Below are 24,613 nucleotides of genomic sequence, written 5' to 3' on the forward strand. Positions count from 1 at the left end.
GCCACTTCCGGAGACACCCGCATGAACACCCAGCATTCCGCACTGCTTGCAGCCGCCATCGCCTGCATCCTTGCCACGCCCGCCATCGCCCAGAACGCACCTGCACGCCCGGTCATCGGCGGCCACGGCGAGAACGTGACCGCCTTCATCGCCCAACACGACGACAACGGCGACGGCAAATTGACGTGGGCAGAGTTCGAAGCCTTCCGTCGCGCACGCTTCGATGCCACCGATGCCAACAAGAACGGCACGGTCGATATCGAGGAATACGCGAGCGAGTACGAAACCCGCCGCATCGAAAACCTGAAGCGCGAACGCGATGGTCAGGTGGCGCAAACCCAAACCCGCTTCGCCGCGCTGGACAAGGACAAGGATGGCGTCATCGCGCGTGCGGAGTTCGATGCCAGCGGCGAGCGCGTGTACGCCGAAGGCCAGAAGGTGCTGGCCGCGCTGGATGATGGCAGCGACACAGCGCTGCGCGCACGCGACCGCAACGCGCTGGCACCGACCAGCCATACCGCCGAAGGCTTCCTCGCCCTGTATGACGCCAACAGTGACGGGCAAGTGCCGCGCGCGGAGTTTGATGCAAAACGCGATGAACAGTTCACCCGCACGGATGCAAACGGCAACGGCACCATCGACGCGAGCGAATACCAGGCCGAGTTCGAGGCACGCATGGATGCGCGCATGGCCGAACTGGCGAAGGTACCGGATACCCAGAGCCGCGTGCGCTTCGCTGCGCTGGATGCCGACAAGGACGGCGCGATGACCTTTGCCGAATATCAGGTGTCCGGCAAGCGCCTGTTCGACGCGGCGGATCGCAACCATGACGGCACGGTCGATGCGCAGGACGCCAAGCTGCCGCCACCCGAACGCCCACAGGCCAACGACAAGGCCGACAAGAGATAAGCATCCGCGCCACACCGGCGCGGCATTCCATCAACGCGGCGTGCCCATGCGCACCGCTCCCAGCAACGCATGCCGCGCACAGCGCGACCGCAGCCAGGACACCCGCGCCCAACGGCGCACCCCTTCTTTCCTGACTGTGGAGCATCCCGTGATACCCAACCCCCGCCTGCTGGCGGTGGCGATTGCCGCCGCCCTGACCCTGCCCGCGCTTGCGCACGCCGCCGACGAGGCCGACGACGACCCGAAGCGCGCCAAGACCCTGGACACCGTGGAAGTGCATGGCACGCGCGAACCACAGCAGTCCAGCAACCAGAACGTGGTGAAGAAAACCGCATCGGACCTGGAGGACGAACAGGCCGAAAGCATGGAAGACCTGATCCGCTACATCCCCGGCGTCAGCGTTTCCGAGATGGGCCGCTTCGGTGACAACGGCTTCAACATCCGCGGCATCGAAGGTGACCGCGTGGCGATGACGGTGGATGGCCTGCCGATGGCGGAAGGCCTGGAGACCGCGCGCAGCTACGAGTTCTTCCGCGCGGGACAAGGCGGCGTGGACATCGATTCGCTCAAGAGCGTGGAAGTCATCAAGGGCGCCGACTCCATCACCGCCGGCAGCGGCGCGCTGGGCGGCGCGGTGCTGTTCACCACCAAGGACGCGCGCGACTATCTCGACGCCAGCGGCAACGACACCTATGTCGGCGGCAAGTTCGGCTACACCGGCCACAACGAGGAGAAGCTGGGCTCGCTGACCCTTGCCAACCGCACCGGCATCGTCGAATCGATGCTGGTCTATACCCGCCGCAAGGCGCAGGAATCCGAAGGCTGGTACGACAGCACCGCCATCGCAACCGGCAGCGCGCGCCGCCTGCCCGACCCCATCGACCACGACAGCACCAACGTCCTCGCCAAGCTTGATTTCGTGCTGTCCGATGCGCACCGGCTGGGCTTCGTCTATGAACGCAACCGCGTCGAGAACCTCGTGGACAACCTCAGCCGCGTCAGCCCGCCGGGCTACCTGACACGCGTTGGCGATGACAGCAACAGCCGTGATCGCTATGGGCTGGTTTACCACTGGGCCGCCGGCAATGCCGCGTTCGACGACATGGAACTGCGCATCGACCGGCAGGAAACCGAAAGCCGTGGCATCACCCGCATCCTCGCCGGCAGCGGCACGTCCGCCAACCCGACGCCGACCCCGCGCACCACGCCCTGCACGCTGGCCCTGCCCTGCAACCGCACCGAAGATCGCAGCACATCGCAGACGCTGGACAAGATCGCGCTGGACTTCGGCAAGCAGGCCGGCAGCCACGCGCTGGCATGGGGCGCGGCGGTGCAGGAACGTGGTATCGACTACACCGCGACCGATTACCGCTGGAACAACACTGGCGAGCTGGACACCGCCACCGTCGATCCTGCGCAGGTGCCGGGCACCGACGTGCGCGCGTGGAACCTGTACCTGCGCAACCGCATCAGTCTGCTCGATGATCGCCTGCAACTGAGCCTGGGTGCGCGCTACGACCGCTATGACTATTTGCCCACGTTGTCGCCCACCTTCAAGGACACCACCGGCAGCGTGCGCGATGTCAGCTTCTCCGCGCCCAGCGGGCAGTTCGGCATCAGCTACGAGTTCCTGCCCAATCAGTCACTGTGGTTCCAGGCCGGGCGTGGCTTCCGCGCGCCGACCACCGGCGAGATGTACGCGCCCACCAGCACCACGCAGCTCATCGAAGTCGCCACCGGCAACGTGGTCACTGTACCCAACACCGCCGCCAATCCCGATCTGCAAGCGGAAACCAGCCTGAATCTGGAAGCCGGCTGGCGCTGGCAGAGCGACCGCGCGCGCTTCGGCATCTCGGTGTTCCGTGACCGCTATGACGATTTCATCGACAGCACGCGCATCCTCGTCAACCCGAATGTGAAATACGCCTGCACGCGCCCCGGCTGCGCCCAGACCGATGGCTACCTCGTCACCACCACCGCCAACGTCGGCACTGCCACCATCAAGGGCGTGGAACTGGAAGGCCAGTGGCAACTTGCCCAGAGCTGGCTGCTGCGTGCGGCGTGGACGCACAACGATGGCGAGGATGCATTCGGCAAGCCACTGAACAGCATCAATCCGGATCGCGGCGTGATCGGCCTGAGCTGGCAGGGGATGGACGGACGCCTGCGCCTGACCGGCAACCTGACCCATGCGGCAGGCAAGCGCGAAGCCGATGTGCAACCAGTCGAAAACGTCATGACCGGCACGGTGACGTATCCGTACATGAGCAATTCCTACACCGTGTTCGATCTGTCCGGCAGCTACCGCTTCAACGAACACCTGCGCATCAACGCCGGCGTCTACAACCTGTTCGACGAGCGCTACTACCAGTGGGCGCGCATCCGCAACGTCACCCCCGGCGTGCTTGACCTGTACGGCTACGCCACCGTGGACGGCATCGGACGCTATTCGGAACCGGGCCGCAACTTCCGCGTCTCGGTGTCCTGGAACTTCTGATCCGCGCTTCTGATCCGCGATCCACGTCGCGGGCGGCATGGACGCCGCACCCTGCCCGGCTGACGCACGGCCGGGCAGGCTCTTTTCAGGAGCCCGAAGTTGCACTTGAATGCCGAGGCCAAGTCTCAGCCATACCTGATCGGCGAAGATTCCCGGTTGAATCCGCCGCTACCAGCGATACACCGATGCTGGTCAGAACTCGAAGCCAGTTTGCTTGCCTGTACCTGCTTCCAGACTGGTCTTCTTCCTCACTTTTTTTTCTTTCGCCCGTCCATCGACATCATCGGCGGTGCGTAGTCGGTATTTCACGGGCGACCTCGTCTTGATGACAACACCATCAGCTTCCGCTTGCTTCAACCATGCGGAAAGTTCTTTCTGCTTGAATAATGTTTCACCCTGCAATTCCTTCAAGGTCAATGCCTGTTTACTCAGAAGCACGCCAAGACGATGCAGAAAAATCTGATGCGAGGTTTTTTGTGCATCAGCACTTTCCGTTAATTTCGGAAAATCATCGCCTTCTTGGCATCCTCCCTCAGGAGTTGCTTCTTTCGCAGCGTCCTGACTCCCCACAACGCCATCCTCGCGTCGCTCAACTACCGACTGCATTGAATATTCCACAACATCTTCGGCCACGCGGGATGCAGTGAGCCATCCAGCCGAATCAGGACTTCTATCAACCAGATATTGGACATCGAAATCGTCAGGCAACCAGTATGCGCCCTTATCCACCAGAGCCCTATTCCCCGGGACGGCACCTTGTCGCACCCACAGTGGCACCCAGCCCTGCTTCAGATTTTCAACGGCGCCTGCCCACGTGCCGCCCTTGCTTTCAGTGGCTGCAACAACGATCGCCGCATCGGACAAGCAATAGACATACCTGTTGCGCGCCATCGCGTTACCCACGTTAAACCCTGCTTCCGGATTGAACGGAGAGACCAAGGCAAGATCATTGCCTATCAACGCCTTGCGGTACTTCGAGGAAGTGCAGGCACGCAGCAAAGAGTCCGCCAAGACACCAATTGCCATGCCCTCGGACTCCAACGCGCCAAGCATTGCAGCCTCATCCGCCCCGCGTGCGCCACCCGAAATTACAGTTAGCCCTTGGAAGGCAATCTCGCGACCAAGCCGACCTGTAAATGCCACCTGCGACTCATCCAAGTCGCGGGAGCCAACCACGGCGATTCCACCACGATTGAGCAAATCGCGATTGCCGGCACCAAACAACACAGGCGGAGCATCATTCTTCAGCCGCTGCTTCCAGCATCGTGGGTAATCCGCATCTGAGCGGGTCATGACCCACAAACCGGCACGCTGCCATTTCTCCAGTGCAATGCCCAAAGCCGCAGAGCGCTCCAGCAATTTACGGACCCGCCCAGGCGTAATCTTCTTGTCCTCAAAACCGGACAGCACCGCATCCACATCTGACACATGCAACAGATCGGCCGGCTTTCGACCGATATCGAGCAGAAACAAGGCAAAACGCCCCCACTCCGTCGGCGTCAGAGGCGTCGGACCCGCATCACCCTGTTTGCCGAACCATGCGGTCAGCAACAGAATGGCTTGGGTCTGTTCGCTCATTTGCATCTCAATCTCCGTCACTGGTGGCGGCCAGCGCAACCGGGAACACTGCCGGGCAACCCGCCTGTCGCAACAGAATGGCCGCGACCGTCATAGTCCACGCAGAATCGACCATGTCGTCCACCAACAAGACCGCCCCATCAGGCAACCGGCCATCCAATCCGAATACGCCATCCAGATTGCTGCATTGGTGGTAGCGGTTCTGCTGAAACTTCTGTTGTTCATTATCGCGCAGCTTGGTGATTGCCGGATGGAACGGTAGCCCAAGCCGCCGTGCCAGTCGGCGACTGAAATCGGGCACCAGTTCCGGGTGATTGCGCGAAGGAATGCACGTTACCCAAACCGGAGCAGGCTCTGGATCCCAGCGCTCCCGAATCATCTCTGCAGTCGCCTCGACCACATCGTCTCCGAAGCGACCTGCGTGCTTGCCCGCTTCCACGACCTTGCCCCAACCAGCATCACCCCATCGGGAAAGTGTGCGCCCTGTTTCGGCACGCAGATGACGCGGGATGTTCCCCAATCCTCCAAAATTGAAGCGGTACAAGGGAAATGAATCAACCGCAATTTGCTTCTTACACTCCAGTTTGAACTCGGAGTGCCTGAGGAACCGGGCAGCACTTACGCCAAGCTCATGGGGGAATGCCTCGGCCACAATCGGTCTGCCAAGGCAAGAGGCGCATTTGCCACATGGCGCAGGCTTCGGGTCATCCAGCACGCGTGCGAGGAACTCCATTTTGCAGGCCGCAGTGTCAATGTAGTCCTGCATTTCCTGCCATTCCTGCTCACGGATATTGGTCAGGTGGCCGATTCGCTCATGGTTCAGGCGATAAGGAACCGGTGTGCGCACCCACTGACCATCCTGTTTGAGGACGGGTGCCGGGTTCTCCACCGAAAGGTACTTCAAGACTTGAACAATCTGGCCATTACGGAAGTTGAGCCGCTGCTCCAGTGCCCGCTCACTCAATCCGTCGGAGTTCTCCAGCTCGGCCAACAGACCGGAAACTTGCTGATCGTTTGGAAAAGCACTTCGGCGGAAAAAATCATGGATGCGCTCATCCTCATCGCCGGCAAGCAATATGCCCAACGCACGATCAATGCCACGACCGGCACGGCCTACCTGTTGGTAGTAGCCAACAATGGAGCCCGGCGACTGATAGTGGATGACGAACCCGAGGTCTGGCTTGTCGTAGCCCATGCCAAGCGCCGTGGTTGCCACGAGGACCTTCAACTGATTTCGCTGCAGGCGATCCTCCAGTTGTTCCCGCCAGACATTGGTATCTTCGCCACCAGGTCCGGTCGCTCCGCTGAAGTAGGCCTCGGCCAATATGTGGTTCTCATTCAACCAATGCACAACCTGTTTCGCATCGCGCTTGGTCAAAACGTAGACAATGCCTGACCCTTGCATCTGCGGTATGTGGTGAGCCAGCCAAGCAAGCCGGGCAGCTTGATCGTGTAGCCGAGTGGTCTGCAGCGCCAAGGACTCGCGTGTCAACGAGCCACGCAGTACGCGAATATCACCCAGCTGCCCAACAATATCGTTGACCACTCGATCATTGGCAGTAGCCGTGGTGCCCAAGACTGGCAGGTTTGGGGGCATTCGACGAAGCACATTGACCAGGCGCTGATAGTCAGGGCGGAAATCATGACCCCAGTCGGAGATGCAGTGTGCTTCATCCACCACGAACAACCCGAGATTCCGGGCTATAGGCAATAAAACTTCCTCACTGAATTTATCGTTCGCAAAGCGTTCGGGCGAAACCAGAAGCACATCAACCTGATTCGCCAACACACCCCTGATGACTTCCGGCCATTGATCCGTATTGGATGAATTAATGGTCAAAGCCCTGACACCCAGTCGTCGGGCCGCTTCAATCTGGTTGCGCATCAGAGCTAGCAAGGGAGAGACAATAATGGCCGGGCCGGCACCAGCATCGCGCAGCAGTCGTGTAGCGATGAAATAAACCGAGGATTTGCCCCATCCAGTACGCTGAACCACTAGCAACTTTTGCCGGTTGTTGACCAATGCCTCAATTGCCTCCCATTGACCATCACGGAAGCGCGCTTCCGGCTGGGCAAGTGCAAGCTGCAAAAGGGCTTCTGCCTGCTCACGTGTCGCCATATTCGATCCCTTACCTCACTATTCCAATCAATTTCCCGACGCTGTCACCATTGCATCGTACTTGAGGCTTCCTGGAGGACAAAACAACACCTGATTGGCCGCGAACAAGAGCCGCGAACAAGGACACCCAGCTAGGCATTGACGAGCATCTGGCATGTGGTCAAACAGGACAATCAGATAAATCCTGTAAATGGGTGAGAGAACGCCGGTGAGTGGAGATTGAGTGAATGCCCTCATCCTCCTATCCTTCACGGATGCCGCGCATGCCTCCGGTTCCGCTCAAGACCACCCTGTTCAACACGCCGGAAATTGAACTCTGGCCCGGTGGCCTGCTGCGTGCGCGCAGCAATGCGGATGCGCGCACGTTGTCACGCGCCCGCCGCGTGCTGCGGCGCAAGCGCGATGGCTTGTACCTTGCCGCCGAGTTGCCGGAAGGCCTGCAACCGCTGGTGCCGCAACTCGCGCACGAACCTGGTCTCGATGACGCGCTGGATGCACTGGAAGCAGTAATACCGCGCGCTGGTATCACGCAGACAGGCGAACTGCCGCTGCATCGCCTGCACGAAAGGCTGGACGCACTCGGCATCGATGCCGATGACTACGCAGAGCAAACCGGTCTTGCCCTCGTAGCCGAACCCGACCGGCTCGCCTTTGCCGGTTTCGACCGCTGGCGGCGCGCACTTTGGCTGCACATCGACGCCGCCCGCGCCTGGCTGCGCATGCGCGAAGCTGCATCACGCGATGGCATCGTGCTGGACGCTATTTCCGGCTATCGCAGCCACGACTACCAGCTTGGCATCTTCGAACGCAAGCTCGCGCGCGGGCAAACGGTGGAACAAATCCTTGCCGTCAATGCCGCGCCCGGCTTCAGCGAACACCACGGCGGCTGCACGCTGGATATCGGCACGCCCGGCGAACCACCTGCCGAAGAATCATTCGAAACCACTTCCGCATTCGCATGGCTGCAAACCCACGCAGGCGAACACGGTTTCACCATGAGCTACCCGCGCGACAACCCGCACGGCATCGTCTATGAGCCGTGGCATTGGTGTTTCACTGCGGCCTGAGCCTAAGGTTCAGATTGCGGACAGTTCCTGCAGCGTGCTGCGCAGGCCATCGCGCCAATGCGGCGGCGCGATGCCGAAATCGCCGCGCAACTTCACCGTATCCAGCACCGAATACGCAGGACGCTGCGCCGGTGTGGGGTAATCGGCGGTCGTGATCGGCAGCACGCGCGGCATGCGCGCAAGCAAACCAAGCGCATGCGCCTCGTCCATGATCGCTTCGGCAAACCCATGCCAACTGGTTTCACCATCGGCCACCAAGTGCCAGATGCCGGACCGCGCAACGCCATGCCGAATGACCTCGGCCGTCACATCGGCGATCCACGATGCCGGCGTCGGTGCGCCGACCTGATCGGCGACCACGCGCAGTTCGTCGCGCTCGCCCGCCAGCCGCAGCATCGTCAACAGGAAGTTCTTGCCATGCGCGGCATACACCCAGGCCGTGCGCAGGATGGCGTGGCGCGCGCCGCTGTCGCGGATTGCCTGCTCACCGGCCAGTTTGCTTGCGCCGTACACGCCCAGCGGCGCGGTGGCGTCATCCTCGCGATATGGACGCACACCGCTGCCATCAAACACGTAGTCGGTCGAGTAATGCACCAGCAGCGCGTTGATTTCGGCGCAGGCCTGCGCGATGGCCGCAGGCGCTTCGGCATTCACCCGATACGCGGCATCAGCATCGGTTTCCGCGCGATCCACGGCGGTGTAGGCCGCAGCATTGACCACCACGTCCGGCGCTAGTTCGCGTACCAGCGCAGCCAATGCCGCAGGATCGGAAAAATCCGCCGCAACATCGGCATCCACGCCACTGCGGGTGGCGACGATGACTTCACCCAAGGGCGGCAGGCTGCGGCGCAGTTCGCGCCCAACCTGACCTGTGCCGCCGAGCAAGAGCAGCTTCATGCGATGTACTGCGGCAGGCGCTCCGCCGGCACATCCGCCAGCAGCTTTGCGGCGGCATCCTTGGGCGACAGCGACACATCCGCCAGCGGCCAGTCGATCGCAAGCTGCGGGTCATCCCAGCGCAGCGAATTGTCACTGTCGCGGTCATACAGCGCGGTGCAGAGGTAGGTGAAGGTGGCGGTTTCGCTCAACACCAGAAAGCCATGGGCGAAGCCTTCCGGGATCCAGAAATGGCGCTTGTTGTCCGCGCTCAGGATCACCGCCTCGTGCTGGCCGAAGGTAGGCGAGCCGCGACGGATATCCACCGCCACGTCATACACCTCGCCTTCCAGCACGCTGACCAGCTTGCCCTGCACGTTGTTCGGCCACTGGTAGTGCAGGCCGCGCAGCACGCCGCGCTGCGAGCGCGAGACGTTGTGCTGGACGAACTGCGTGGGCAGGCCGTGCTGGCCGAAGCGCTCCGCATTCCAGCCCTCGTAGAAGAAGCCGCGTTCGTCGCCGAATACCTGCGGCTCGATCACCACGCAGCCGGACAATTTTGTCTCGATGATCTTCATTCCACGCGGCCCTGCTCAACCAGACCCAGCAGGTACTGCCCGTAGCCGTTCTTCGCCAGCGGCGCGGCCAGTGCGCGCAACTGCTCGGCATCGATCCAGCCATTGAGGAAGGCGATTTCCTCCGGGCAACTCACGCGCAGGCCCTGCCGCTTTTCGATGGTCTGGATGAAGGTGGACGCCTCCACCAGCGATTCGTGGGTGCCAGTGTCCAGCCACGCATAACCGCGCCCCATCTTTTCCAGATGCAGCGAACCGTCTTCCAGATAGCAGCGGTTGAGGTCGGTGATTTCCAGTTCGCCGCGCGGCGAAGGCTTCAGCGAGGCCGCAAAATCGCTGGCGCGCCCGTCGTAGAAATACAGGCCGGTGACGGCGTAGTGGGACTTCGGCTTGTCGGGCTTTTCTTCCAGCCCGACCACCTTGCCGTTTGCGTCGAACTCGGCCACGCCGTAGCGCTCCGGATCGCTCACCCAGTAGCCGAACACGGTCGCGCCATCGTCACGCGCATCCGCGCGTTGCAGCAGTTCGGTCAGGCCGTGGCCGTGGAAGATGTTGTCGCCCAGCACCAGGCAGCTCGGCCCGCCGGCAAGGAACTCGCGCCCGATCAAAAACGCCTGCGCCAGCCCGTCCGGGCTGGGCTGGGCGGCGTATTCGATGCGCATGCCCCACTGCGAGCCATCGCCCAGCAGGTTGCGGAACAGCGCCTGCTCATGCGGCGTGTTGATGATGAGCACGTCGCGGATGCCCGCCAGCATCAGCACGCTGAGCGGGTAATAGATCATCGGCTTGTCATAGACCGGCAACAGCTGCTTGCTGATTGCGCGGGTGATCGGATACAGGCGGGTGCCGGAGCCGCCGGCGAGGATGATGCCTTTGCGCGTGCTCATGCCGCCGTCCCGATGCGTTCAAGCCGATAGCTGCCATCCAGCACGCGCGTCACCCAATCCTGATTGTGCAGATACCAGTCAACCGTTTCGGCGATGCCGCGCTCGAAGCTGTATTTCGGCTCCCAGCCCAGTTCATCGCGCAGCTTGGTGGCGTCGATGGCATAGCGGCGGTCGTGGCCGGGGCGGTCGGCGACGAAGGCGATCTGCGTTTCGCGCGGTTTGCCGTCTTCGCGCGGGCGACGCTGGTCGAGCAGCGCACAAATCGTCTTCACCACTTCGATGTTCTGCTTCTCGGCATTGCCGCCGACGTTGTAGGTCTCGCCCACGCGGCCCTTCGCCAGCACGGTGCGGATCGCCTCGCAGTGGTCGGCCACGAACAGCCAGTCGCGCACCTGCTTGCCATCGCCATAGACCGGCAGCGGTTCGCCGGCCAACGCCCGCGCGATCACCAGCGGGATGAGCTTTTCGGGGAAGTGGTACGGGCCGTAATTGTTGCTGCAGTTCGTCGTCAGCACCGGCAGGCCGTAGGTGTGGTGGAAAGCGCGCACCAGATGGTCGGAGGCGGCCTTCGACGCGGAATACGGCGAGTTCGGCGCATACGGCGTGGTCTCGCTGAACTTGCCGGTTTCACCCAGCGTGCCGTAGACCTCGTCAGTGGAAACGTGCAGGAAGCGGAAGCCCTGCTTCGCCTCGCCTTCCAGCGCCTTCCAGTAGTCGCGTGCGGATTCCAGCAGAGCCAGCGTACCGACCACATTGGTCTGGATGAACGCCGCCGGGCCGTCGATGGAGCGATCCACATGGCTTTCGGCGGCGAAGTTCACCACCGCGTCCGGGCGATGCTCGGCCAGCAGCTTCGCCACCAGCGCGCGGTCGCCGATGTCGCCATGCACGAACACGTGGTTCGGATTGCCCTCGATCGATGCCAGCGTGTCGCGATTGCCGGCGTAGGTCAGCGCATCAAGGTTGACCACCTTGATGCCGTCCGCCACCGCGCGCAGCACGAAATTACCGCCGATGAAACCGGCACCGCCGGTGACCAGCCAAGTTGCCATGTGCAGCGTCCTTGCAGATTAGAACGGGATGTCGTCGTCGAACGGCACGTCGTCGTAATTGGCGGGCTTGGCCGGTGCCGGGTCACGGCGCTGGGCCGGGGCGCGCTGCGGGCGGTCGCCACCGCCACCATAGCCACCGCCTCCGCCGCTACGCTGGAAGCCGCCTTCGCCGCCGCCGGAACGCTGGCCACCGCCCTCGCCACCGCCGAGCATCTGCATCTCGTCGGCGATGATGTCGGTGGTGTAGTGCTTGATGCCGTCCTTCTCGTACGAGCCGTACTCGATGCGGCCTTCGATATAGACCGAGCGGCCCTTCTTCAGGTATTCACCGGCGATCTCGCCGAGCTTGCCGAACAGCTTGACGCGGTGCCATTCGGTTTTTTCCTGCTTGTTGCCGTCGCGGTCATTGCGCACGCTGGTGGTCGCCACCGACAGCGTGGTGATCGCCATGCCGCCCTGCGTGTATTTCACGTCCGGGTCATTGCCCAGGTTGCCGACCAGAATCACCTTGTTGACGCCGCGTGCCATGTGCTACCTCGACTCGTAATCGCCCGGATCGGACGATGGACAGTGAAGTATAACGGCCCGCCCGAAACCACCGGCGAACCACCCGTCAAAGAGTCGGGAAAACCCGCACAGCGCCTGTGGTTGCGTGCTTTTGCCGGTTCAGGCCACGCGCGGGCGCAACCGCGCCGGCGTGGCGGGCATCTCCAGCACCGCATCGCGCAGGCCGGGCGAACTGGCCCGCAGGCGCAGCCGGCCGGGCTGGCTGCCGGCCTGCAACAGGGCCATGCACAGGCCGTTGAAGGCATGCCGCCGGTCGGCCTGGTCGGGCTCGTGGCTGCGCGGGTCGCCATTGCCCACGCCGATCAGCCGGCCCGGCCCGGACAGCGCAAACTGGATCAGGTTGGCCGCAGTCGGCACCGGCCTGCCCTGGGCATCCACGATTTCGACCTCGACCACGGCCACGTCCTCGGCGTTGGCCTGCAGCGATGCGCGGTCGCAGCGCAGCACGATGGCGGCGGCCGGGCCGGCGGTCTCGCGCCGTCGCACCAGCAGGCGTTCGCCGTTGCGATAGCCGTGCGCCTCGATCGCGCCGGGCGCGTAGCGCACCCGCCATTCCACATGGCCGTGGCGCGGCATCGGCTGGCGTCCCTGGCTGACGCCGTTGACGAACAGTTCCACCTCGTCAAGATTGCCGTGACACCAGACATCCACCATGCCGTTGTCATCGGGGCCGACCAGCGCCTCGCCGTTCCAGTGCGGGAACAGGTGCAGCACCGGTTCGTCTGTCCATTGCGCACGGTAGTACCAGTAGTTGTCCTTGGCGAAGCCGCAGCTGTCCAGCACGCCGAACTGCGAGGCCACGTTCGGCCAGCGGTTGTAGGGCGTGGGCTCGCCGCGATAGTCGAAGCCGGTCCAGATGAAGCCGCCGGCCACCCACGGCCGCTCGGCCACGAAGGCCCACCATGATTCGGACGAGGACGCCCACCACGGGTAATTGCCGTCGTAGCCGCTGGTGTAGCCGCTGGCCGGATCGCGCAGGTAGTGGCCGCGCACGGAAACCGCGCTGGCGGTCTCGCTGCCATAGACCGGCACAGTGGGGAAGCGCGCGTGGAAGTCGTCCATCTGGTTGGTGCGGTAGTTGAAGCCGACCACGTCCACCACCCGGCCAACGCCTTCCGGCGCGTCCCAGCCCTTGTCCATGGCGAAGGTGGTGGGCCGGGTCGGGTCCAGCCGCCGCGCCAGCCGCTGCATGCTGGCAACGATGCGCGCGCCGCGCGCGGTCGCCATCTGCGGTTCCTCGTTGCCCAGCGACCACAGCACGATGCAGGGATGGTTGCGACCGCGCCGAATCATCCGTTCCAGTTCGTCCAGCGATTCGGCATCCGAGCCCATGCGCCGGGTCTCGTCGATCACCAGCATGCCCAGCCGGTCGCAGGCTTCCAGCAGTTCCGGCGTGGCCGGGTTGTGCGCGCTGCGGTAGGCATTGCAGCCCATGCTCTTCAGCCTGACGATGCGCCAGTCGATCAGCGCGTCGGGCAGCGCGGCACCCACGCCGGCATGGTCCTGATGGTTGCAGGTGCCATGCAGTTTCAGCGGCTTGCCATTGAGCAGGAACCCGCGCTGCGCGTCGAACACCGCCGTGCGCAGGCCGAACGCGGTCTCCACGTCATCGATGGCCACGCCGTCTTCCTGCAGCTCGGTATGCAGGCGATAGCGCTGTGGCGCATCCGGCGACCACAGTGCAGGGTTTTCGATGGCGATGGCGCGCTCGACGATGCGCAGTTCGCCCGGCGCGATGTCGATCGCCGGCGCGGCATCACGCGCGATGCGGCGTCCGTCCGGCGCGAACAGGGTGGACACCACCACGCAGCGGCGCGGCGTAGCGCCATCGTTGCGCAGCTCGGTGAGGATGCCGGCACGGGCGCGCCCGTCCCGCAGTTCGCTGCGCACGGCCACGCCGCCGGCTGGCACATGCAACGGATCGGTCTTGCGCAGCCAGACGTGGCGGTACAGGCCGGCACCTTCGTAGAACCAGCCTTCGCCAAGGCTGGCATCCACCCGGATCGCGAGCTGGTTGCGCGCGCCGTAGTCCAGCACGTCGCTCAGATCAACCTCGAAGCCGCTGTAGCCGCCTTCGTTATGCGCCACGATGTGGCCGTTGCAGAACACCAGGCAGTCGCGGAACGCGCCGCCAAACTCCAGCACGATGCGCTTGCCAAGATCGGCGGCATCGACCTCAAGCACGCGCCGGTACCAGCCCACGCTGGTGTCCGGGTATTCGCGGCCCAGCTTGCGATAGCCATGCGCGGCCGCGGGATCATCGCCACGCACCGGCGCCAGCGGATTTTCGACGAAGGGCAGTTCCACCGCCCAGTCGTGCGGAAGGTCCAGCAGACGCCAGCTGCTGTCATCGAAATCCAGTTTGGCCGCATCGGCAACATCGCCGCCGGCCTTGGCGTAGCTGCGCTGGTACACGCCGAAATTGAAATCGCGCGCCGGATCGGCGGCATGCCCGAGGTGGAAGCGCCAGCCGGCATCCATCAGCAGGCGCTGGCGCGGGCCGGCGGCGGCACTGGCTTGCGATGCGTGCGCCTTGGCGGCAAGAGCCGTGCCGGCATGCATGCCCGCCGCCAGCGTGCCCATCGGCAGCGCAGCGCGGATGCTGCCGGCCAGCATGGCGCGCAGAAGGTCGCGGCGGCTGGCGTCGGTCATGGCGTGGCCTGCGCGGGCCAGCGGTACTCGTGGCGCATGTAGCCGATCCCCGGCAGCAGTTCGTTGCCGTGTCGGAAATCGAAGAAGGTCGCGTTTTCCCAGGCCGAGCCGCGGCCCCAGCGGGTCTTGCAGGCGCTGGTGGTCCAGGCCGGTTCCCAATAGACGATGCCGTTGCCGCCGGCGTCGATGATGGTCTGGGTCAGATCCACCAGATAGCGCAACTGCCCGTCCGGCGTGGCCGGATAGCCGTCCACCAGCGCATCCTTGCCCAGCAGGTTGTGGTGGGTGTCGGCGGCCTCCAGCGTCCACGGATAGGCGGTTTCCACCACCATCACCCCGGCCTGCGGATAAGCCTTGCGCATAGCGCGGATGGTGTCGGCCAGGCCCTGCTCGGTCTGGCTTGACCATTTGCGGTAGTAGCTGATGCCGATCAGGTCGAAGTCGGTCACGCCCTGCGCCGTCATCGCGGCAAACCACGGTGCCACGTTCTCGGGCTGGGCGATGTGCAGCATCACCTTAGGCTGCAGGCTGGCTTTCGCACCGGCGTCGCGCACCGCGCGGATGCCGGCATTGAACAGCGCCGCGTTGCGTTGCCAGTCGGTCGGCGCGTGCTTGTCCCACGGTGCCTGCGCCAGCAGCGGCGGATTGGTCTCGTTGCCCACCTGCACCAGTTCCGGCATCAGGCCGGAGCGGTCCAGCGCCATCAGCACGTCGTAGGTGTAGTTGTAGAGCGTGCGCGCCAGGTCGGCGGTGTCGCTGATGTCGGCCCAGGCCTTGGGCACGATCTGCTTGTCGCCGTCGGCCCAGTCATCGGAATAGTGGAAATCCAGCAGCACCTGCATGCCCTGCGCATGCGCGCGGCGGATGGTTTCCTTGACGTCGGCCAGGTCGCTGTAGCGGGTCCAGCGCGCGTCGTTCCACAGCCGCACGCGCACCAGGTTGGTGCCGTGTTCGCGGAACAGCGCATAGGCGTCCTTCGGCTGCCCGCCTTCGCGATAGACCACGCCGCAGTCTTCCATCTCGTTGACGTAGGACAGGTCGGCGCCGAAATGGAAATGCTCGCGCGACGGCCCGGCGGCGCAAGCAACGCCGGTCGCCAAGGCCAGTGCGAGGATCAGGGCACCGCGCCGGATCGTGGATCGGTGGGGCATGGGGACTCCTGTGCTTTTGCGGCGAGCAGGCCCCTCTCCCGCCGGAGAGGGGCGCGCCGATGTTGCTTTCAGAACTTGTAGGTGGCTTCCAGCGCGATCCGGCGACCGAACTTCTGGTAGCCGCCATCGTCCTGGTTGGCAAGGCGGTTGACCTTGTTGTCCAGATAGATGCGCATCGGCTCGTTGGTCAGGTTGCCGGCCTGCAGCTTCAAGCCCCAATGCTCGTTGACCTGCCAGCCCACGCTCAGATCGACCGAGCCCTCGCTCTCCAGCCGGTTCAGGCTCGAGCCGTTCCAGCCGTAGATCACCGTATAAGGGCTGTGGTACTTGTAGCCCAGCCGCGCCTCGAAGGTGCCATTGCTGTACCAGAGGTCGAAGGTGCCGGTGTTGCGCGCCAGGCCGCTGAGCATCAGCGGGTCGTTCTCCGGCGAGAACTCGTGCAGGTTGGAATCCACGTACGAGTAGTTGGAATAGACGCCGAAGTTCTCCAGCCCGTTGATGAAATAGAACGGGGTCTGGAAGGTCAGCTCGACGCCGTTGATGTAGCCGCCACCGCCATTGAACGGGCCGCTGATGAGGTAGTCGTTGCCGTCGATGGTCTCGTGGCCGACCTTGTAGCCGATGGTCGAGTCCACCCATTTGCGGTACACCGACACGGCGGTCATCGATTCCTCATGGAAGTACCACTCCCACGATGCGTCGAGCTGGGTGGCCCGGAACGGTTCCAGATGCGGGTTGCCGCCAGTGCCGGTGAGCTGGCCGACGGTGGTCTCCGGATCGTCCAGTGCGCGGCCCGTGCGCAGCTCGTCCAGCGGCGGGCGGGCCACCACCTTGGCGGCGGACAGGCGCAGCACATGGTCATCGGCCAGCTGGAAGTTCAGCGTCGCGCTGGGCAGCACGTCGGTGTAACTCTCGGTGGCGCGGCTGGCGACGATGTTGCCGCCCACCGAGTCGTAGCCGGTGCTGGTGGTATCGACCTTGACCACGCGCACGCCGATGTCGCCGGTGGCGCGGTCGCCCAGTGCATAGCGCGCCTTGATGAAGGCTTCGCGCACGTCTTCCTTCACGTTCCAGTGGTCGAGCAGTTGCTCGGTGGTAGCCCCCAGGCCACCGAAGGCCAGGTCTGCAATCGCATCGACATCGCCGACGTACAGGCCCGGCACGTTCAGGCCCGGCATCGTCACCGGGTAATACAGGCCGTCATAGGCACTGATCGGCTGGCTCCAGCCCTCAAAGCTGCCCGTGAAATGCCGGTTCTGCTTCTCGCGCGAGGCCACCCGCAGGCCGAAGTCCAGCGAGGAGAACGCCGAATCATCGAATGCACGGCTGGCGGCCAGCGCCAGCGCGGTGATCTCGTCGCGCAGGCCACCGGGCACCAGCTGGCCCTGCACGCCCCAGGCCGGCGCATTGGAGCTGGTGCTGATGTACGGATCCACGCCCTTGCGGAAGTCCCAGGACACCGTATCCGGATTGCTGCCAAACCACACCGCGCCCCAGGCGTTGTCGCGCTTGGCCTGCGACCAGGACAGGTCGCCCGTGAGGGTCCAGACATCACCATTCCAGCGGGTCTTCAGGCCGGCAGCGGCCAGCGTCTTGTCCTCGCGGTAGTTGGCCATGACGTGGTTCACGGCAAGCCCGGAATTGGCCATGGTGCCGGCGACCACGTCGTTGTCGATGATCGTGTAGGAGGAGCCCGGCGTGGTGTACGGGTTGCTGCCGGACCAGATGCTGTAGGCCCAGCCGTTGAACCAGGTCTGCGCCTGATCCTCGTCGATCTCGATCCGCGAATACAGGCCGTCGAGCTTGAGTTCGAAGTTGCCCGACCGCCACTGCAGCACGCCCATCGCGCCGGTGCGGGTCTGTTCGATCAGCTTGAGCTGGTCGGCCGCGCCCCAGGGCGTGTAGTCCACATCGCCGTCGCCGTCCACGTCCGCCGCGTTGCTGTCGTCGGTGTAGCCCCAGCTGCCGACAAACGAGTTGGCGTTCTTCTGCTTCTGGTGGGTCGCGCCCAGCGCCACCGCCAGGTTGTCGTTGATCTTGTGGATCCAGCTGGCACCGAAGCGGTTGCCCCAGGGGCTGTAGCCTTCCACGTCCTTGCCCTGGTCGTAATAGACCGTGCCGGCGGTGCCGACGAATTCCGGCCCGCTGTACTCCAGCGGATTGACCGTGGCCACGTCCACCGTGGCAGCGATGCCGCCGGCGATCAGGTCGGCCGACTGGGTCTTGTACACCTTGACCTGTGACACGACCTCGGTCGGGAACACTTCCCAGCGCACTGCGCGGGTGGGTTCGGACGAGGCAATCTCGCGGTCATTGACGGTGCCCATCGTCATCCGCGGCCCCAGCCCGCGCACCGTGGCCAGGCTGGCATTGCCGCGGTCGCGGGTGCCGTTGACGCCGGGCAGGCGCACCAGCGCTTCGGCGATCGTGACCGTGGGCATCTGGCCCATGTTGTCGGGGGCGATGACCTCGACCACATGGTCTTCGGCCTGCTTGACGTTGATCGCCTTTTGCATCGCGGCGCGGTTGCCGGTGACCACCACGCTGTCCAGGGTCTTGGCATCGCCATCCTGGGCGGGCTGGTCGCCGGTGCTCTGGGCGCTGACGCCGAAGCTGGCCAGCAAGGCCATGGCGATGGAGGTGGACAGCAGGTTGCGGATGGCAGGCCGGGGGCTTACCCGGTCGCGCGAATGGCAGTTTTGATTCGACGGCATGGCTTGTTCCCTCCCAGGGACACGTGACCGATATGGATTCGTTGTGCGTGCGCCCCGGGGTCGGCGCACTTGTGTTCGAACAACGCCGGCTCCCGGTGACGGCGTCATCGCAGCGGCATCCGCGTTCCCGCGTGTGCTGCCGGTCTGTCTGGGTGCCTTCCTGGCAGCTGCCCGGCCGCGATACCGGGCGAGATTAGGAACAATTAGATATTCCAAACAAATGAAATATTCAACATCATGTATTCTTTTGACGAATACAACATCCCGACATATCCAGCTCCGGTCTGTCGCGCCTGAAAGGCTGTCCGGCACCCGCAGGCAGTTGCGGCCGGATCGCCGCGTGCCGTGTCCGGCCGGGGTTGTCATGCCCGCCGCCTATAATCGCGGCACGTTTTCAGGTGGCCCGCATGGCAGACCCTACCGTTCCCCCCAGCTCCGCCCCGCTGCCCCGCATCCAGGCGCTGGCCGCACCCGAAATGGCCGCCGTGGACACGCTGATCCGCCAGCGGCTGGCCTCGGACGTGGTGCTTATCAACCAGGTGGCCGAATACATCATCGGCGCGGGCGGCAAGCGGCTGCGGCCGATGCTGTTGCTGCTTGCGGCCGGCGCGTTGGGCCACCGTGGTCAGGACGCACACCAGCTGGCAGCGGTGGTCGAGTTCATCCACACCTCCACCCTGCTGCACGACGACGTGGTGGATGAATCCGACCTGCGCCGTGGACGCAAAACCGCCAATGCGGTGTGGGGCAACGCGGCATCGGTGCTGGTTGGCGACTTCCTGTATTCGCGCAGCTTCCAGTTGATGGTGGAACTGGAGCGGATGGATGTGCAGCGCATCCTCGCCGATACCACCAACACGATTGCCGAAGGCGAAGTGCTGCAACTGCTGCACGTGCGCAACCCGGATACGGATGAAGCCGCCTACCTGCGCGTGATCGAGCGCAAGACCGCGATCCTGTTTGCCGCCGCCACCCGCCTTGGCGCGCTACTGGCCGGTGCCGATGCCGCAACGCAAGACGCCCTGCATGATTACGGCCTGAATCTTGGTTACGCCTTCCAGATTGCCGACGACGTGCTGGACTACGCTTCCGATGCCGCCACCATGGGCAAGAACCTTGGCGACGACCTCGCCGAAGGCAAGATGACGCTGCCACTGATCCACGCGATGGCGCACAGCGATGCCGCCATCCGCGCCGAACTGCGGCGGATCATCGAACACGGCGACATCGACGGCATGCCCATCGTGCAGAACGCGATTGCCGCCTGCGGCAGCCTGGCCTACAGCCGCGCCCGTGCGATGGATTACGCCAATGCCGCCGAGGCCACGCTGTCAGCGTTGCCGGACAACGACCACGTCGCCGCACTGCGCGGGCTGGCGCGGTATTCGGTCAGCCGGGATCACTGACAACCGCACCAATCTGCGTGGAGCAAGCTCCACGCCTACGGGAATGACCGCGAGACTTCGGCATCAATCGCCGAAAATCTCCTCGAAGAAGTCATCCATCATCCGATAGGCGCGCTTCGCGGCGCGCGCGTCGTAGGCGCAATTGGTTGAAGGGTCATTGCCGGCGGACGGCTCGGCGAAGCAGTGCATCGCACCGCTGAAATCGACGAATTGCCAGTCCGCACCGGCGGCATCCATTTCCTGTTCGAAGGCTTTGATGTCGCCATCACTCACCGCCTTGTCGGCGGCACCGTTCAACACCAGCACGGATGCCTTGACCGGGTGCGTCTGCGATTTCGCGCCCGGTGCCAGCCCGCCGTGCAGGCTGACCACGCCGGCCACATCGCTGCCCATGCGCGCCAGTTCCAGCACGGCGGAGCCGCCGAAGCAGAAACCGAACGCAGCGATCTTCCCTGCATCCAGCGGCAGCTTGCCTGCTTGCGCCTTCAACACATCCACTGCCGCCTGCATGCGCGCGCGCAGCGGGCCGCGATCATCCCCACGCAGGCTGCCGGCCAGCTTGCCGGCTTCGCCGCCGTTCTTCGGCTGCTTGCCCTTGCCGTACACATCGGCAACCAGCACTACGTAATCGTCGCCGGCAATGGCCTTGGCGCGTTCGACGGCATCCTTGGTGACGCCCATCCAGTTGGGCACCATCACCAGACCCGGACGCTTGTCACCTTCGGCATCGTCATAGACCAGATAGCCGCTGAAACGCTCCTTGCCGACCTTCCATTCAACCGGCCTGGCCTGCATGGCGGCAAACGCGGGCGCGGTGGCGATGAGCAATCCGAGGGCGAGCAGGGGGCGGCGCATGACGGTATCTCCGTGAACTGTGCGCCTACGCTACGCGAGATGGGTTCAACCGGCGTGAATCCTTCAATCGTCATCCCGACGAAAGCCGTGATGACGAGCAGAGGTTTGGGATGACGACTCTTGCGTCAGGCAATACCCATGCCCGCGATACCGGAAATCGCATCCGGATCGAAGCCGGCCAGCTCCGCGAAATGGCGTCCGCGCGCAACGTAATCCTTGTACATGCCGAAGCTGGGTGCGCCGGGCGAGAGCAGCAGCACGCCGCCATCGGGCAGCGCCGCGCGTGCCTTGCGCATCGCTTCGGCAAGATCACTCGCCGCTTCCAGCGTGAAGCCGGCCTGCTTCGCGACCGGCTCCAGCAACGCATGGATGCGCGGGCCATTCTGCGAAGCAACGCCATGGCCCATCGTGATGATCGCCTTTGGCGCGCGACTGCGCATCGCCTCGGCGAACTCGTCCCAGGGCAGGCCGCGATCATGGCCACCCACCAGCACCGCCACCGGGCGATCTGCATAAAGATCAAGCGCCGCCAGCGTCGCCATCGGCGTGGTGCTGATCGAATCGTTGACGAACAGGATGCCCTCGCGCTGGCCCAGCGCTTGCAGGCGATTGGGCAGCGGCTGGAACGTGGCCGCATGCGGTGCCAGTGCGGCTGCATCCAGTCCGTAGGCTTCCAGCGCGGTCAGCACCGCACACAGATTGCTGCGGTTGTGTCGGCCCGGCAGCGGCAATGCCGAGGTGTCCATGACGAACACATCACCACGATGCAGCGCGTCGCCGCGCAGATGCCAGCCTGCCTCATCGCCATACCAGCGCACCTCGCTGTCCGGCAAATGCAGCGCGGCCAGCACCGGATCGGCGGCATTGAGCACGGCGATGCGCGGCTTCGCATCGGTCAACAGCGCCAGCTTGTCCTCGACATAACGCTGCTGACTGCCATGCCAGTCCAGATGTTCGGGATGGAGATTGGTGACGATGGCGATGCGTGGGCGCGCGCCGGATGCCGCCACGTCACGGGTCTGGTAACTGGACAGTTCGATGGCCCATGCATCGGCTTCGTCATTGAGCAATTCCAGCAGCGGCACACCGATGTTGCCGGCCAGCGCGGTGCGCAACCCTGCCGCGCGCAGCAAATGCGCCAGCAGCGAGGACGTGGTGCTCTTGCCCTTGGTGCCGGTCACGCAAATCGCATTGGCGGTCTCGCCATCGGCATCCGCATGTTCGGCAAACCACAGCGCAGTGCCACCGACGAAGCGGGTGCCGTGCGCGGCGGCTTCCAGCGCTTCGGGCTTGTACGGGCTGATGCCGGGCGACTTCACCACCACATCGAATGCAGACAGGCGCTGCGCGCATGCATCGTGTTCGATGGCGAGCAGTGCATCGCCAAGCGCTGCGGCATCCGCCGCTTCCGACGCGCCGCAGAACAGGACGAGTGGCTGCGAAGGCAGCCGCGCGCGCAATGCCGAATACGCCGCGCGGCCTTCGCGGCCCCAGCCCCACAGGGCAACGCGCCTGCCGGCGAGGTCGGCGATCTTCAACGAATGCTCAGGCCGAGAAGCGGACACGCAGGCGCTCCCACAGCGCGGCGGGGATGCGATGTTCGCCGTCCAGCGCCAGCAGCGGTTCGATGCGCAGGGCATCGGCATCCAGTTGCGGGGCGATTTCGCTGGCGAAGCGCGCCACCAGCACGTCCTCGCGCCATTCCGGGCGCTGCGCCAGCGCCGCCAGCGCCGCGCGCGATTCGCGGCCTTCGCCCACGCATTCAAACGGCTTGTGGTCGCCGTATTCCAGCAGCGCGTCGAAGCCGGCGGTCTGCGCGGCATCATCCAACAGGTTGCGTCCGACGATGCCAACCAGCCGCGTCTTCGGCATGAACGGTGCCAGCGCGAGGAACACGAAATGACACTTCGGGCAGACCCCGCACCAGCGGCTGGTGGGGCGCTCGCCAAGGATGTGGAAATTGCGGTTGCAGCTTGAGAAGTGTGCATCAAAGCGGTCTGTTTTCGCGAACTGCCGCGCCACCGCAAGCTCGCTCAGCGGGCGCAGCAGCGAGTAGTAATGCAGGTCGGCGGCAACATGCGATTGCAGGTAGTCGCCGAACGCGGACTCGAACGCCCAGCCCTTCGACCACTGGTGATTGACCTCGCCCGTACCGGGAATCAGCGAGCCGTAACTGGCCGAGCGCTCGTTGGAAAACACCACCTGGTCCACGCCCAGCAGCACGGCGGCGAAGGCCATGATCGCGGAGTTCACCGCGGTCACCGGGATGTGGCCGTTCCACGCACCCTGCCGGTTGAAGTCGAACAATTGCGGCGCAAGCTGGCGACCGATGTTGAGCGTCGGCAGGCCGGTATGCGCGGCGCAGGCAGCGATCAATTGCGAGCCGCCGATCCACGTCACCGTCTGTTCGATGCTCTCGGCGCGCAGCGCCTCGATGCTGACCAGCGAGTCCTTGCCGCCACCGATTGCGACCAGTGCATGCGCGCGCAGGCCGAGTGCAGGTGCAAAGCCCCTCTCCCGTTCGGAGAGGGGTTGGGGTGAGGGTTCGGCCTCCGATGTTGCATCCACAATGCCCGTACCCTCACCCCCGGCCCCTCTCCCGCTGGGAGAGGGGGGCGAAACGGGAAACCGGATGCGCCCGCGCAGATCCAGCCCGTTGCGATAGGCGAACTCGCCCAGCCCGTTGAGGTAGATGCCCTCCAGCAGCGTCGCCGTGGCGGCATCGATGGCCTCGCCCTCGATGCGGATTTCCTCCGGCACCGCCGCCTTGTAATTGCTCACGCCGGCAATCAGGTGCAGCAGGCGCAGCGCGCGTTGCACTGCCGCTTCGCGCGCGGCATCGAAGGCGAACGGCGCACCTGGCACGGTGACGGTTTCCACCAGTTCCGGGCCATCGTCGAAGGCATAGACCAATTGCGCCACGCCGGTCTGCGCATCAAAGCCGCAACGCACGAAGCGGAAGGCGCGGATCGCGTCGCGTTCGAAAGTCCAGTCGCTCATTCCAGTACATCCTCTGCCGGCAGCGCGCGCAGATTGTAGGTGCTGGCCATGCTGAAACCGTAGGCACCGGCATCGGCGATCAGCACCACGTCACCCGGCCCAGTTGATGCCGGCAGCTTGACCCGATGGCCGAACACGTCGCTGGATTCGCAGATCGGCCCGACCACGTCGAAGCTCCCGTCGCATGCCTCGTCCAGCCGCGACAGATTGATGATGTCGTGCCATGCGTCGTACAGCGCGGGCCGGATCAGCGCGTTCATGCCCGCCTCCAGCCCGACCCGGCGCACGCCGTCCTTCTCCACCACCTGCGTGACCCGCGCCAGCAACACGCCGGATTCGGCAACGAGGAAGCGGCCCGGTTCGATGGCAAGCCGGAACGCCGGATGCACGGCCTTGATCGCGTCCATGCCCTGCGCCCAGCCATCCAGATCGAAAGGCTCGTCGTCATCGCTGTACGGGATCGGCAGGCCACCGCCGATGTCGATGGTTTCCACGCTGCCGATGCGCCGCGCAAAGCCGGCCAGTTCATCGACCACCTGCATCCAGTGCTCGGGCTTGTCGATGCCGCTGCCAAGATGCGCATGCACGCCGGTGATGCGCACGTCCAGCGCACGCGCTGCCGCGACGAACTCCTCCACCCGCTGCGCGGACAGGCCGAACTTGGCCTCCTTGCCGCCGGTGTTGACCTTCTGGTGGTGGCCATCGCCA

The 24,613-nt window shown here is 64.4% G+C and carries 17 protein-coding genes and 1 pseudogene; 4 read left to right on the forward strand and 14 right to left on the reverse strand.

Annotated features, from left to right (window positions below):
• The first annotated feature begins 21 nt into the window (after positions 1-21).
• Both QM612_RS08705 and QM612_RS08710 read left to right on the forward strand, forming a co-directional pair.
• On the forward strand, positions 22-909 hold the full coding sequence (locus QM612_RS08705) for an EF-hand domain-containing protein (RefSeq protein WP_415253508.1): 888 nt from the start codon (positions 22-24) through the stop codon (positions 907-909).
• A gap of 148 nt (positions 910-1,057) precedes the next feature.
• The gene (locus QM612_RS08710) at positions 1,058-3,406 is read left to right on the forward strand and encodes a TonB-dependent hemoglobin/transferrin/lactoferrin family receptor (protein WP_415253509.1); all 2,349 of its coding nucleotides are present in this window, start codon (positions 1,058-1,060) and stop codon (positions 3,404-3,406) included.
• A gap of 192 nt (positions 3,407-3,598) precedes the next feature.
• Here QM612_RS08710 and QM612_RS08715 read toward each other — a convergent pair whose 3' ends face one another.
• Positions 3,599-4,984, reverse strand: a complete 1,386-nt coding sequence (locus QM612_RS08715; protein WP_415253510.1) for a DNA-processing protein DprA — start codon at positions 4,982-4,984, stop codon at positions 3,599-3,601.
• Positions 4,985-4,991: 7 nt separating this feature from the next.
• Positions 4,992-7,103, reverse strand: coding sequence for a RecQ family ATP-dependent DNA helicase (locus QM612_RS08720; protein ID WP_415253511.1), 2,112 nt, complete (start codon positions 7,101-7,103; stop codon positions 4,992-4,994).
• 263 nt (positions 7,104-7,366) lie between these two features.
• Here QM612_RS08720 and QM612_RS08725 point away from each other — a divergent pair, with 263 nt between their 5' ends.
• The gene (locus QM612_RS08725) at positions 7,367-8,170 is read left to right on the forward strand and encodes a M15 family metallopeptidase (protein ID WP_415253512.1); all 804 of its coding nucleotides are present in this window, start codon (positions 7,367-7,369) and stop codon (positions 8,168-8,170) included.
• Between the two features lie 9 nt (positions 8,171-8,179).
• Here QM612_RS08725 and rfbD read toward each other — a convergent pair whose 3' ends face one another.
• The 8 genes from rfbD to QM612_RS08765 form a co-directional block, all read right to left on the reverse strand.
• Entirely contained in the window at positions 8,180-9,067 is an 888-nt protein-coding gene (gene rfbD, locus QM612_RS08730; RefSeq protein WP_415253513.1) for a dTDP-4-dehydrorhamnose reductase, read from the reverse strand.
• Positions 9,064-9,624, reverse strand: a complete 561-nt coding sequence (gene rfbC / locus QM612_RS08735) for a dTDP-4-dehydrorhamnose 3,5-epimerase (RefSeq protein WP_415253514.1) — start codon at positions 9,622-9,624, stop codon at positions 9,064-9,066. The genes rfbD and rfbC overlap by 4 nt, the downstream gene beginning before the upstream one ends.
• Positions 9,621-10,508, reverse strand: coding sequence for a glucose-1-phosphate thymidylyltransferase RfbA (rfbA, locus tag QM612_RS08740; protein ID WP_415253515.1), 888 nt, complete (start codon positions 10,506-10,508; stop codon positions 9,621-9,623). Before rfbA ends, rfbC begins: the two co-directional genes overlap by 4 nt.
• The gene (rfbB, locus tag QM612_RS08745) at positions 10,505-11,560 is read right to left on the reverse strand and encodes a dTDP-glucose 4,6-dehydratase (protein WP_415253516.1); all 1,056 of its coding nucleotides are present in this window, start codon (positions 11,558-11,560) and stop codon (positions 10,505-10,507) included. The genes rfbA and rfbB overlap by 4 nt, the downstream gene beginning before the upstream one ends.
• 18 nt (positions 11,561-11,578) lie before the next feature.
• Positions 11,579-12,088: a single-stranded DNA-binding protein gene (gene ssb / locus QM612_RS08750; RefSeq protein ID WP_415253517.1), complete on the reverse strand. Its 510-nt coding sequence runs from the start codon at positions 12,086-12,088 to the stop codon at positions 11,579-11,581.
• Positions 12,089-12,226: 138 nt separating this feature from the next.
• Complete coding sequence (galA, locus tag QM612_RS08755; protein WP_415253518.1) at positions 12,227-14,779, reverse strand: beta-galactosidase GalA; 2,553 nt, start codon at positions 14,777-14,779, stop codon at positions 12,227-12,229.
• The gene (locus tag QM612_RS08760) at positions 14,776-15,930 is read right to left on the reverse strand and encodes an arabinogalactan endo-beta-1,4-galactanase (protein ID WP_415253519.1); all 1,155 of its coding nucleotides are present in this window, start codon (positions 15,928-15,930) and stop codon (positions 14,776-14,778) included. The genes galA and QM612_RS08760 overlap by 4 nt, the downstream gene beginning before the upstream one ends.
• Positions 15,931-15,998: 68 nt before the next feature.
• Positions 15,999-18,644: a TonB-dependent receptor gene (locus QM612_RS08765; RefSeq protein ID WP_415253520.1), complete on the reverse strand. Its 2,646-nt coding sequence runs from the start codon at positions 18,642-18,644 to the stop codon at positions 15,999-16,001.
• Between the two features lie 407 nt (positions 18,645-19,051).
• On the opposite strand from QM612_RS08765, the gene QM612_RS08770 reads away from it, so the two are divergent.
• On the forward strand, positions 19,052-20,050 hold the full coding sequence (locus tag QM612_RS08770; protein WP_415253521.1) for a polyprenyl synthetase family protein: 999 nt from the start codon (positions 19,052-19,054) through the stop codon (positions 20,048-20,050).
• 63 nt (positions 20,051-20,113) lie between these two features.
• On the opposite strand, the gene QM612_RS08775 is transcribed toward QM612_RS08770, so the two are convergent.
• The 4 genes and pseudogenes from QM612_RS08775 to QM612_RS08790 form a co-directional block, all read right to left on the reverse strand.
• Positions 20,114-20,905, reverse strand: a complete 792-nt coding sequence (locus tag QM612_RS08775; protein ID WP_415253522.1) for a dienelactone hydrolase family protein — start codon at positions 20,903-20,905, stop codon at positions 20,114-20,116.
• Positions 20,906-21,030: 125 nt separating this feature from the next.
• Positions 21,031-22,443 (reverse strand): UDP-N-acetylmuramoyl-L-alanine--D-glutamate ligase, encoded by a 1,413-nt coding sequence (murD, locus tag QM612_RS08780; protein ID WP_415253523.1) that lies wholly within the window; start codon positions 22,441-22,443, stop codon positions 21,031-21,033.
• A 7-nt stretch (positions 22,444-22,450) separates the two neighbouring features.
• A complete protein-coding gene (gene murL / locus QM612_RS08785) occupies positions 22,451-23,905 on the reverse strand; it encodes a UDP-N-acetyl-alpha-D-muramoyl-L-alanyl-L-glutamate epimerase (RefSeq protein ID WP_415253524.1) in 1,455 nt (484 codons plus the stop codon).
• Positions 23,902-24,613, reverse strand: a pseudogene (locus QM612_RS08790) (bifunctional aspartate kinase/diaminopimelate decarboxylase); the annotation flags it as partial. The pseudogene QM612_RS08790 and the gene murL, both read right to left, overlap by 4 nt.

Source organism: Thermomonas sp. (assembly GCF_047606765.1).
Classification (GTDB): domain Bacteria; phylum Pseudomonadota; class Gammaproteobacteria; order Xanthomonadales; family Xanthomonadaceae; genus Thermomonas.